This is a genomic window from Mycoplasmopsis glycophila (assembly GCF_900660605.1).
Classification (GTDB): Bacteria; Bacillota_I; Bacilli_A; order Mycoplasmatales; family Metamycoplasmataceae; genus Mycoplasmopsis; species Mycoplasmopsis glycophila.
Genome location: NZ_LR215024.1, coordinates 643,762 through 655,861 on the forward strand (window position 1 = coordinate 643,762; position 12,100 = coordinate 655,861).

Annotated in this window: 12 protein-coding genes and 1 tRNA gene; 1 reads left to right on the forward strand and 12 read right to left on the reverse strand. The window is 27.9% G+C overall.

Annotated features, from left to right (window positions below; all coding sequences use genetic code 4):
• Positions 1 to 44: 44 nt before the first annotated feature.
• The 5 genes from EXC46_RS02490 to EXC46_RS02510 are packed head-to-tail and all read right to left on the reverse strand — an operon-like array spanning position 45 to position 4,746.
• Positions 45 to 554, reverse strand: a complete 510-nt coding sequence (locus tag EXC46_RS02490; protein WP_027333739.1) for an adenine phosphoribosyltransferase — start codon at positions 552 to 554, stop codon at positions 45 to 47.
• A 22-nt stretch (positions 555 to 576) separates the two neighbouring features.
• Complete coding sequence (gene infB, locus EXC46_RS02495; protein ID WP_027333738.1) at positions 577 to 2,382, reverse strand: translation initiation factor IF-2; 1,806 nt, start codon at positions 2,380 to 2,382, stop codon at positions 577 to 579.
• Positions 2,363 to 2,659 (reverse strand): YlxR family protein, encoded by a 297-nt coding sequence (locus EXC46_RS02500; RefSeq protein WP_027333737.1) that lies wholly within the window; start codon positions 2,657 to 2,659, stop codon positions 2,363 to 2,365. The genes infB and EXC46_RS02500 overlap by 20 nt, the downstream gene beginning before the upstream one ends.
• Positions 2,643 to 4,295 (reverse strand): NusA N-terminal domain-containing protein, encoded by a 1,653-nt coding sequence (locus tag EXC46_RS02505; protein WP_027333736.1) that lies wholly within the window; start codon positions 4,293 to 4,295, stop codon positions 2,643 to 2,645. Before EXC46_RS02505 ends, EXC46_RS02500 begins: the two co-directional genes overlap by 17 nt.
• A gap of 19 nt (positions 4,296 to 4,314) precedes the next feature.
• The gene (locus tag EXC46_RS02510) at positions 4,315 to 4,746 is read right to left on the reverse strand and encodes a ribosome assembly cofactor RimP (RefSeq protein WP_027333735.1); all 432 of its coding nucleotides are present in this window, start codon (positions 4,744 to 4,746) and stop codon (positions 4,315 to 4,317) included.
• Positions 4,747 to 4,987: 241 nt separating this feature from the next.
• Between EXC46_RS02510 and EXC46_RS02515 the strand changes: the two genes are divergently transcribed.
• Positions 4,988 to 6,595, forward strand: coding sequence for a hypothetical protein (locus EXC46_RS02515; protein WP_027333734.1), 1,608 nt, complete (start codon positions 4,988 to 4,990; stop codon positions 6,593 to 6,595).
• 44 nt (positions 6,596 to 6,639) lie between these two features.
• Here EXC46_RS02515 and EXC46_RS02520 read toward each other — a convergent pair.
• From EXC46_RS02520 to EXC46_RS02550, 7 genes are all read right to left on the reverse strand, one after another.
• Positions 6,640 to 6,714: transfer RNA gene (locus tag EXC46_RS02520), tRNA-Trp, on the reverse strand.
• 20 nt (positions 6,715 to 6,734) lie between these two features.
• Positions 6,735 to 6,953, reverse strand: coding sequence for a phosphopantetheine-binding protein (locus tag EXC46_RS02525; RefSeq protein WP_027333733.1), 219 nt, complete (start codon positions 6,951 to 6,953; stop codon positions 6,735 to 6,737).
• 34 nt (positions 6,954 to 6,987) lie between these two features.
• Positions 6,988 to 7,419: an MHO_1590 family protein gene (locus EXC46_RS02530; RefSeq protein WP_027333732.1), complete on the reverse strand. Its 432-nt coding sequence runs from the start codon at positions 7,417 to 7,419 to the stop codon at positions 6,988 to 6,990.
• Positions 7,410 to 8,549: a hypothetical protein gene (locus tag EXC46_RS02535; RefSeq protein WP_129622156.1), complete on the reverse strand. Its 1,140-nt coding sequence runs from the start codon at positions 8,547 to 8,549 to the stop codon at positions 7,410 to 7,412. The genes EXC46_RS02530 and EXC46_RS02535 overlap by 10 nt, the downstream gene beginning before the upstream one ends.
• On the reverse strand, positions 8,536 to 8,943 hold the full coding sequence (locus tag EXC46_RS02540) for an MG284/MPN403 family protein (RefSeq protein ID WP_027333730.1): 408 nt from the start codon (positions 8,941 to 8,943) through the stop codon (positions 8,536 to 8,538). The genes EXC46_RS02535 and EXC46_RS02540 overlap by 14 nt, the downstream gene beginning before the upstream one ends.
• A gap of 133 nt (positions 8,944 to 9,076) precedes the next feature.
• A complete protein-coding gene (gene proS, locus EXC46_RS02545) occupies positions 9,077 to 10,519 on the reverse strand; it encodes a proline--tRNA ligase (protein WP_044888916.1) in 1,443 nt (480 codons plus the stop codon).
• Positions 10,520 to 11,071: 552 nt separating this feature from the next.
• Positions 11,072 to 11,935, reverse strand: coding sequence for an Mbov_0401 family ICE element transposase-like protein (locus EXC46_RS02550; protein WP_129622157.1), 864 nt, complete (start codon positions 11,933 to 11,935; stop codon positions 11,072 to 11,074).
• Between the last annotated feature and the right edge of the window lie 165 nt (positions 11,936 to 12,100).

Sequence of the window (12,100 nt, forward strand, 5' to 3'; positions counted from 1 at the left end):
GTTAAAAAAATAAATAAAAAAGGTGCTTTTTAGCACTTTTTTTATTAAACTTTAATTAAAGACACTGTTTCAATTTTAGAATCAAATAAATTACGTCCTTTAAGTTCAACTAACTCAAGAAGCACAATTACTTTAGTAACAATAACTCCTTGAGATTGTAAAAGACGAATAATAGCTTGTGTTGTTCCACCTGTTGCAAGTACATCATCAACAATAACTGCTTTTTGTCCTTTTTGAACAAATCCTTCTTGAATTTCGAGTGTATTTGATCCGTATTCTAAATCATAATTTAATGAAATTACTTTACCTGGTAATTTATGTGGTTTACGAACCATAATAAAGGGTTTCTTTAAAAAAGCGGCAGCAGGAGTTCCGAAAAGAAACCCACGAGCATCTGGCCCAACAATAATATCAGCATCTTCACAATGCTTTGCGATTTCTTTGATTGTATAATTAAGAGCTTCACCATTTGCTAAAAGTGGAGAAATATCCTTAAATAAAATTCCTTCTTTAGGGAAATTAGGGACATCTCTAATTAAATCTTTAATATTCATAAAAACCTTCTTTTAATAAAAATTAATTAATTCTAACATCTTCGTAAAATTCTAATACATCATCTTCTTCAATGTCGTTAAAGTCTTTGATATGAGTTCCGAAGTCTTTACCCTTAACAACTTCTTTAGCATCATTTAATTCACGTTTTAAAGAATCAATTCTTCCTTCGTGAATCATTTTTCCTCTACGGTAAACTTTAACTTTAGCTTTTTCTCTAACCGCACCAGTGTCCATCATACATCCAGCAATTTTTCCAACTTTTGAATAGAAGAAAACTTTAATAATATGTGCTTCACCAATTTTTTGCTCTTCGTAAATTGGTGCTCTTTCACCGTCGATTAATTTTTGACAATCTTCTAAAATTTTATAAATAACACTATGTGAAACTAATGAAACATTTTCATTAGCTGCATTTTGTTTTGTTCCTGAATTAATTTTTAAGTTAAAAGCAAAAATTGATGCATTTGAAGCTTTTGCTAAAAGTAAGTCTGAATCAGTTACATTACCTGCTGATGCATTAATAACTTTAATGTAAGCTTCATCATTTTCTAAACCATCAATTTGTCCTTTGATAGCTTCAGCTGTTCCTGCCACGTCACTTTTAATAATAATATTAATTGCTTTTTTACCTTCTTGGTTAGTAGCTGATTGCTGAATATCATTTAAATTTTGCATTTTGTCTTGAGAGTATTTTTCAGTTGCTAACTTTTTAGCAAATTTTTCATCATTAATTCCAACAAATTTATCACCTGCAGATGGTGTATAGTTAAGACCAGAAATAATTGCTGGTCATCCTGGTTTTACAAATTCCATTTCATTGCCTTGAGCATCTTTAAGCATTCTAATTCTTCCGAACTTGCTTCCAGCAACAATGAAATCTCCTTTATAAAGAGTTCCGTTTTCAACAATAACTGTTGAAACAACACCAACACCTTTGTCAACTCTAGATTCAATAACAGTACCAATTGGATAACGTTTTGGGTTAGCTTTTAAACCAAGTAATTCTGATAGCAATTTAATTTGTTCAAATAATTCTTCAAGCCCTTCACCTTTAAGAGCTGAACCGTAAACAATTTGTGTATCTCCACCATATTCTTCGATAACTACATTCGCTTCTGCAAGTTCACCTTTAAGACGATCTAAATCTTTATTTGGTTTATCCATTTTGTTAACAAAAACAATAATAGGAACACCAGCAGCTTGTGCATGAGAAATAGCTTCTTTAGTTTGAGGCATAACTCCATCATCAGCTGCAACAACTAAAATAACAATATCTGTAACTTTAGCACCTCTAGCACGCATTTTTGTAAAGGCTTCATGACCAGGAGTATCTAAGAAGGTAATTCTAAAATCTTTATGTTTAATTTGATAAGCACCAGTATGTTGTGTAATACCACTACTTTCTGTAGCTACAATATTTGAATTACGAATTTTGTCAATTAATGTAGTTTTACCATGGTCAACGTGACCCATAACTGTAATAACAGGAGTTCTTCTTACTAAATCTTCTTCTTTATCCTTAAAGTTAACTTCATCTAAAAAGTTACGTGCATCAATATTTGTTTCTTTTTGAAAATCAAAACCATTTTCAACACAAAGTTCAGCAATTTCTTCTTCATCTAAAACATGGTTTAAGTTGTATAACTTTCCTGCCATAAAGAACTTCTTGATAATATCATTAGGGTTAAGGTTTGCCTTTTGCGCAAATTCCCCAACTGACATTTTTCCTGTGAAAATAAACACACCATCTTTTAATTCTGTTTTTGTTGTAGATAGTTGTTGTTTAATATCATCCACATTACTAATTCTATTTAGTTTTTTGCTCATAAAGCACCTCCATTATTTGTTTATTGATTTCTTCATAAACTTCTTTTGAAACATTAGTTCTAAAAGTACGATTTAAAGCTTTATTTCGCATTGCTTTTTCTCAATTTTCAGGAGTTAAATGAATATAAGCACCACGTCCTTTTTTTTCTCTTTTTAAGTCTAAAGAAATAATTTGATTCTTTTTATCATAGTCAAATCTAACTAATTTGCTAATGTCTAAAATTTCATTTGTAACTATGCATTTTCTCGAAAAATTAGCATTAATCTTCTCAGTCATCTTCAAATTCACCTAAATCAATATTAGTATCTAATCCATAGTTAGCTAGATCACTATCAACTTTAAAGTCTGTGAGTTCAATTTTTGATTTTTGATATCCTTTTGCAATCTTTTTGCTTTTATCTTCATCTTTTGCATTTGCATCATCAGCTTTAGATTCTTGTTCTTCAAGTGAAAAATCTTCATCGAAAATATCATTGATTTCTTCAACAAAATCATAGTCATTTTCATCTTCTAATTCAATAAGTAAGTTCTCTTTATCAAATAAGTTATCAATTTCAGTTGCGTTAATTGTTTTTGGAGCAACTCTTTTTTGGGTTTTTTGTTTTTCTAATTTTTCAACTTCAGCTATTTCAGCTTCTTGGTTCATAATTTTTGCTAAATCTTCTTTAAAGTCTGTTAAATCAATATCAATTGACTTAAAGTAAGTGTTAGTTTTTGAGTGTTTATTCGCTTTTGAACGAACTAAAAGTCTTTCAAGATCTTGTCTTTCGTTAAATTGAATTCCTTTTGCTTTTGCTTGTTCTGCTGTTAAAACTTCAATTTTTTCACCAGTTAATTTAGCAGCAAGTTCGATGTTAATACCTTTTTTACCAATTGCTGTCATAACATCTTCATCTTTAACAATTGCGTAATATTTTTTATTGTTAGCTACCACATCAATAACTCTAGCTGGACTTAATGAATTTTTAATGTATTCTAAAATGTCATCACTATATCTAATAATGTCGATTTTTTCACCATTTAATTTATTAGCAACAGCTAAAATTCTTTTTGCACCTTCTCCAAAAATAGAACCCACAATATCAAAATCTATGCTACGTTCAGGATTTGGTTTAACAGCAACTTTTGTTTTAAGACCTGGAATTCTTTGAATTTTGTGAATTAAAACATCTTGGTTTGCTATTTCTGGAATTTCAGTTTTTAAAGCATCTTCCACTTCTTTTGGTGAATCTAAACTAACTTCACAAATACTTAATTTGCTATCGATATTAACACTTTCTAAATAAACGTCGATGAATTTTCCTGGTGATAAATCTAATTTTTCATTAGCTTTACTTGCAGGTAAAAAAGCAGAAACAGAATCTTCAAACTTTAAGTTATAAGCACCTTTTCTTGTTTTTGATAAGACTTGTGCTTTAAGCTTTTCTCCAATTTTTTGTGAGTAAAGATCAAAAATTCTTTGTTTTTCTAATAATTTTAAAGATTGGATAAAACCATGTCTAATTGCTGTTTTTGTTTTTTCGCCTAAAATTTCGAAATCTAATCAAGCAGAAATTACATCACCTTCTTGGTGATCTTCTCCTGTTTGTTGTTTTGCATCGTCAATTGTAATGAAAGTAATTCTTTGTACGTCTGTATGTTTTTCTTCATCTTTATCTTCGAACTCAAAATCATTTGCTACTACTTCAACGTTTTTATTGAAAATAGAAACACGTTTAGTTTCATGGTTTGGAATAAAAATAATATCCGCTTCAGCATCAATATCTTTATTGATTGCTTTAGAAGTTTGTTCATTGAAAAGTTCTAAAACAGTTTCGAAAGACAACTTATTATTTTTAGCATATCCATCAATCATTTCGTAGATTGAAGTTTCATAAGTTAATAATTTTTCTGAAATGACTTTTTTTGCCATCTTTATTTTCTCCTTTAAATTAAAATTTAATGTAACTTTCTATTTTTATAATATTATCTTTGTTAAATTCAATTTTTCTAAATTGCCCTTTTTTGTTTCATTTTACTAAAATTTTGTCATCTGATTCTGAAAGCAATTCAGCAATAAAAATATTTAATCCTTCAAAACTTTTGTGGGTTGTGATTTTAACCATTTGTCCTAGATTATTACCAAGATCATTTTTGTCTAAATTGAGATCATCACCACGAGATAATACTTCCAATGAATAATTATCTTTATATCAGGTTTGAGTTTCTAAAAATGTAAAAATTTTTCTTGAATACTCTTCAACTACAGATAAATCTCTTGTGTTTAAAACAACTTCTAAAATAGGATCATTAGAGTTTATTAATTTAGCTTCTAGAATAATGTCATTAGGAAATTGTTCCTTTAACAAATTTTTATAATCCATTTTTTAACTCCTACTTGTCGTATTTAAATAGTAAAGAGTTGCTCTCGCAACTCCTTTCTGTAATTTAATTCTTTTTTAATTGTTTTTTGAAGCACCTATATTATACCACATAGTTCGATTATTATTTGATGAAAAAAAGGAATTATTAAATATTATTAAATATTAAACAAAATGTCACACCCTAGAGTTTTAAAAATGAAATCTAGATCTTAGATAAAATTTTAATTAATAAGGAGTGACCATGAGCCCGTTTAAAATTACAACACATGAAAAAATGAGTGATTACGAAGAGAGAAAAGCCCACATAATGGCGGGTGTTTTAAGACTTTGAAATAAAAGGACAAACAAAGAACTTGCAAACCTTTATCGCGTCAGTGTCAGAACAATAATTAGATATAAAAAAGAAATAAAACCGCTTGTCGAAAGTGGTTCATTTACTGTTGCTCACAAAGGTAGAAAAAATGAAAATGCCCTCAAATATAAAGATGAGACTATAAATAAAATTATGTGTGATTATTATGATTTTACGGAAGAGTTTTTTCCTAAAAATGCAACTATTAACACTGCTCTTTTTTCGCTTTATTATCATGAAAAGGTAAAACAAAGTTTTAACATTAGTTATTCACAAGCTTTTAAAAGAGTTAAAAAGCAAGGTTTCATTAACATCCAAATGACAAGAAAAGGTAAAAGAGAATCTAGAAAAATTAGAAGATTGCTTGAACAAGAAATTGGTGAAAAAACTTCACTTTTCACCAGAATTGGTTCTTTAGAAATTGGTGAGCGTGAGAAGAAAAGAAAAAGCGTTTATCAAGCTAAAAATAGATATTTAAAATTTGGTGAAAATGTTGAATTAGATGCTTGTCAAGAAGTGTTTTTCGGTAATAAAAAAGTCTTCATTTATCACGCAATTGATTCAGCTACAGGTAAATTACTTGAACTTCAATGTGAAGAACAAGAAACAAATTTAGGTTACCAAAAACTAATTGACAAACTCTTTAAAAAACACGGATTTCCCTCAATAATAACAACAGATCGCAGAAGAACTTTTTGAGGTTCAGAAAAAACATACACAATGTTTGAAGAGGCTTTAATCGATAGAGGAATTACTTTATTTGTGTCATCTAACCCTAAAGATAAGCCAAATGTGGAAAGATCTTTTGCTAGTGCTCAAAATTATTACCCTTATTTATTTAAAAATAAAGGTATTGATTCTATTGATGAATTAAATAAAAGAAGCGAAGAAATTATTGATGAATATAATAGACATTTTTGGAAAACAGAAGGCAATAAGGAAAGCAAATTTATCAAAAATGATCCTAGTTCAAATATTTACGATTTTTCTTTAAGAATTAGAAGAAGAGTAAATAATGGAGTCGTTATGTATAAAAATAAAATGCTCGCCCCTTACGACGAACATAATAAAAGATTAATGTTTTTTTCACAAAGCGGAAAAGATATTAATTTATGTTTAGATGTAAACCAAAACTTATATTTCGAAATCAATAATAAGAAATATATTGCAAAAGTTGTTGAAGAATCTGAATTGAATGAAACCGAAATTTATGCTTTAGCTAAAGGGTGAGATATTTCTATCCCACAAGTACATGTGATTGCAAAGGCAATTGTAAATTCTAGAAAATTTACTTTAGCACAGTCACAATTAAGACATTTTCCCGACGAAATTCTCAAAAATGAAAATGCACAAAAGATAATCAAAATACTTGAAAGAAGTGAAGACATTTTGTTAAAACTTTATAAAATAAGTTACACAAAACTGCTTGTGTTGAATTCAACAGAATTCAATATAATTATATTCAAAAGAAGTAAACAAGAGTGACAATTCGTTTAATAATTTACAGATTATTATTTGATGAAAAAAAGGAATAAAAAAAATGGCAGGAGTAGCAGGATTCGAACCCACAACACACGGGGTTGAAGCCCGTTGTTCTACCGTTGAACTATACTCCTATCACTTTTTATATTGTACACTATTTTTGGTTTTCAACAAGTAAAATTATGTCTTTAACCGTTTTGATATTCATAATTTCTTCATCTGAAATTTGGATAGAAAATTTCTCTTCCAAATGAACGACCAACATAGCTAAGTCTAAAGAATCGATTCCTAAATCAACAATATGATCATCTTCTTTAACTTGTTTTTTTGATACTCTTTTAAGAGCATCTAGAATTGTTTCTTTTATGTTCATAAAATTATTATATATTTAATATTTAATTTTTGCTTTAATTAGTAAGAAAAATTTTGTATTTCTTTCTTTCAGTGTATTTTTGATTTTTGTATTGTAAATATAAAATGAAATGATCGTTTTCCTTACTTGTTCCTTTAATTTTTTCATAATGAAATTCTATTTTTCCTTCACTAGTACCAAAACGGGATGTTATATCTTTCATAATAGCTAAAATTATTGTTTCATCAATGTAATAGGTCCCTTCCTCATCTTGTTTAATATATGTCTTGAAGAATTCTTGATCAAGTTTTGGAAATAAACTTAAACGTTTGTGTTTTTCATCTGGTTGACTTGATTTGTTTTTTGGATCTTGATTTTCTTTATTTTTTCTAACTCTTGTCTGAATAACTTTATACAAAAGAATTCCTGTTGAAGTTGCAAAAAGAAAAACTGCTAGCATAATTTTTCATCTTTTTTTTAATTTCATTCTACCCTGTATGCGTCTCTTTTAATAAACCAACTAAAATCTCAATTTTCTTGTTTGATAAAGAATTCATATCTTGCCATTGGGAATTCAAATTCAAAGTTAACAAAATCTCTTTGTGAAATTTCAAGTTCAGTTATTTGTAAAATTGGTTTTCTTATTAAGTTAGCAGTATCAATTTTTGGAAGTTCATTTTCAAATAAATAAGTTAATTCTCAATTAAAAAAGTCATTTTCTAATTTTAACGTTCATTGCATTTCTTTATCATATTTTTTAGGAACTAATAGTCCTTTTAAGATTGTGTTGTCTAAATCAATTGATAAATTAGTTAAATTTGTATTCACTGTAAAATTATCATTTAAATAAACGTCGTATACCATTTTATTTTCGCTAGTTGATTGTGAATTTTTTCGAAGCTGGGCGTTTAAAAAGTTTTTAAGAAAAGGTTTAAAAATAAAGCTAGAATCTTTCAAATTCATAAAACCAGCTTTTTCATAATTTTTAAGCCCTAACGAATATGCTAATTTTATGTTATAAAGTTCAATACAAGCTATCTTGTTAGTAGGATTATCAATTGGCAAATCATTTCATAGCACCCTTACCATGCTGCTCGCTTCATCGATTTTGCAACCTTTATCCTTAAACTCAAAAAAAGTTAAGTAAGGAATTTCTAGAAAGTTTTCTCTGTATTGGTTACTTGTTTTAAGTTTAATTTTTTCAAAATCAGAAAATAAAATGGTGTATTTTGCCATTATCGCATTACGCTCTACATCAGAATAAAGATAAAAATCAATTCGCTTGATTTTATCAAACGGAATATCTGCTTTAGTATGATCAACTGAAATATATTGTTTTAAAGAAGCGCTTTCAATTAATGCTTTACCATTAATAAAAAGCTGTCCTTTAGTATATTTGTTTACTTTACTTGTAAGATCTAAATACAAATTGACATTTTTAGATTCACCTAGTATTTTACTAATTAATAATTTGAAAGTTATTTGCGATTTTTCGTATTCTTCTCGAATTTTTGGACGATCATTAATTGCTATTTTAGTAGTATAAGTTTGGTTTTGAATTCTTCTACTATTTTCAAAATTAATAGTATGAATTAGATAGTCACTATTCATGAACATGTGTAAAGTAAAAGTTTAAAAACTCCGTAATTGCTTGCTTTTTTCTCTTATAAAATGTAGTTTTTGAAAAATAATCTAAATATCAACCTTTACCATTTTTGGTTTCTGGATCTAAATAGCATTTTTCAATCAATCACGCATTTTCTGGACTCATTAATGAAAGTATTAATTTAATTAATGTTCCTTCTCCTTGGATTTGCTTTTCAACACGTTCAATTTCGAGTTGATTTTCTTCGTTATCAATTTCAAAATTATTAGTGAATTTTAATTGAAAGAGTCTATATTTTAGGATTTCCTTATATCAGTCATTTGTAACAAAGATTTCTTTAACCATTTTGCATTGTTGTGCATAAAATTCGTTTTGGAATTTAACATCTTGAATTGTGTTTTGCATATTTTACTCCTTATAATAATCTTAAAAAAATCAGTTTCCTGTTTTTTGGCTAGACTAGTCAAATGTACTTTTTTATTTTAATTTTCTTGCAGGAAAAAATTTGCAAGAAAAAATACCACATGACTGTGGTATCTTAATATGCTTTAGCAAAAACAACGTATCTATTTGTCTTATTTTGACAAGTAGGAATTAAACAATCAATGTTTTTAAGTGGCTTATCAAGTGTCTTTGGTATACATCTAGCTGTAGCACCTGTTTCTTCTTTAATTTTTTCTTCAGCAAAATCTGAACAACAGAAAGGAGCGATAACAAATTTTTGCTCTGCGATTTCTTTTTTGAAGTCTTCGTAGTTATAAACAAAAACAGTTCTTTCTTCTAATCTTTTTTCTGCAGCATTATATAGACTATTGTGAATATCATCTAAAGTTTTAGCTACAATATTTTTAACTTCTTCTACTTTAACTAAAATTTTGTTTTCAACATCGTCTCTACGTACTAAAGTAACCATTCCTTGTTCAAGATCTCTAGGCCCAACTTCAATTCTTAATGGCACACCTTGAATTTCGCTGTTTGCAGCTTTATAGCCTGGATTTTTATCAGTGTTATCTAATCTAACACGGAATTTTCTCGATAGTTCTAGTTTGAGTTGTTGTGCAACTTCAGAAACAATTGGTGATTTTTTAGCAAATAATTCTAAAATATCAATTTGCACAGGAGCAACTTTAGGTGGAATGATAATTCCTCTATTATCTCCGTGTGTCATGATTAGAGCACCAATTAATCTTGTAGTAACACCTCAAGAGGTTTGATAAACAAATTCTTCTTCATTGTTTTTATTTTTAAATGTAATATTGTAAGCTTTTGAGAAGTTTTGTGCAAAATAATGGCTAGTACCTGATTGTAAGGCTTTACCATCTTTCATCATTGCTTCAATTGTGTATGTTGAGCAAGCTCCAGCGAATTTTTCGTGCGGAGTTTTCTTACCTACAATAGTTGGTATAGCTAAATAATTTTTAAGAAATTTAGCATAAGTGTTAATCATTGTTCGAGTAAACTTACGTGCTTCCAGCGGATCAGAGTGAGCTGTATGTCCTTCTTGTCAAAGAAATTCTCTTGATCTTAAAAAGGGGTTAGTAGTTTTTTCTCAACGTAAAACGTTCGCTCATTGATTATAAAGTAAAGGTAAGTCGTTATATGAATTAATAGAATTTTTGAAAAAATCAGCAAAAAGAACTTCTGAAGTTGGACGAATATAAAGTTTTTCATGTAACTCACGATCACCAACATGTGTAACAGTTGCTAATTCAGGATTAAAACCTTCTACGTGTTCTTTTTCAAGTGCAAATAAACTTTCAGGAATTAATAAAGGTAAATAAACGTTTTGAACTCCTTTTGACTTAAAAATTTTGTTTAAGTTTTCTTGAATTAATTCTCAAATTCCATATGAATTTGGTTTAAAAATTAAGGTTCCTTTAGTTGGTCCATATGCAATTAAGTTCCCGTTTTTGACAACATCTGTGTATCATTTTGCAAAATCTTTTTCTAAAGGTGTAATCTTATCTAGTTCTTTTTTCATAATAAATTAATTTTACATATATTTATAAAAAAAATAAGTTAATTCGTGCTTTTTTAAAACAAAATTAACTTAATCAAAAAAGTGAGCGGACAATTTAGGCCAACTGGCGTCAAGTCCATTAAGGTATTAGCAAGAATTTAACTTGCCTTTCACTTAAATTCTAACACATCGCCAGACAAATTTTCAAAAATAAATCATTTTTTTCACGACAAAAATGACTTTACGAATTTCTCGCAAAATCTTTCCATTCCTAAAAAATTTTCTTTGAATTTGTGGAAACTGTGTTAAGCGCGCACGTGCTCACCCGCACATGCTTTTAAGCACAAGATAACATTTTGGAAAAAGCATCTAACGATACCCAAAATTAGCAATTTAGTATTTATGTAATAAATACTATTTTTTTATTTTTTGAAAAGTGGTTTTTCCAACGCTCTTTAAAAAGTGGTCATTTTTTCCAAAATTTTTCCAAAACTTGTTCAAAAATCAAAAATATATACTACGTATATAAGAAAAAGGTTAATTTTCCAAAAATCTTCCAACGACAATTTTGATTTAAAAAATTTGAAGCAGTCCATTTTCATAATTAAAGTTATTTTTTACAAGTTCAGTCATAGTCTCAAAACCATAAGAAGCGTTACGTTTATCAAGGTAAATTTTAAAGAAATTACGAATGTAACTTTCTGTATGTGATGTTCTCTCTATACCGTCTAAAATTCCAAAAATTGCTCGTTTATTATTGTTCAAATAATTCAAAAATTTCTCAAATTGCTTCTTAAAATTTGTCTTAAATTCAAAATTATCAAATCATTTTTTGAGCTTTAAATACAAATTATCTCAGTCATTTATGCTGTAATCATTAATCGCATTCTTTCAAAATGTTGGACTTTTGATTTGATAAAATTGAGCGTTTAGCTCTTTTAAATCTTTGTTTTGAATGTATTTTTTGAGAGTAAATGTGTCTTTTACATATTTCAAAACGTGAAATTTATCAAGTATATAATAGTCAAAATTCTTTGCTAAATTCTTGATATTATATGCTCCGTCTCCTTTCGCACAAACTTTCATTTTGCTATCATAATATGTATTTTTGATGTAATTTGTAAGCTCGATAAGTTTGTTCTTTTCGTCATATTTGGTTAATCTTTTGTCTTGTTCAAAGTAAATTTGAACATTATTTAATGCTTCATATTTTCCTGTTTTGCTATTAAAAAGATTAAAGGTCATCATTCTACACATAAATTTTTTGTTCATTTTCTTGTATTGAATTCTCTTATATGTGTCGTCAATTTCAACAAAAAGAATGTTATTATGTTCAGGTTTAATCTCAAATTTTTTCAATTTATTGAATGACGATTTTAAACTTTGTTTGATTTTCTCGTCTAAATCTGTTTTAAGTTCAATATTCTTTTTAGTCATTCAGCTTCAATATAAGAATGTTGATTTAGGTAAAAATTAAATTTTATTTTTTTCAACTCTAATTTTTTAAATTTCATATTATGCAATCAAAAGATTTTAAAAATTGTTTTTTTCTTAAGAAGAATTTTATGCTAAAATTCATAAATTGAGCTTTTATATTCTTTT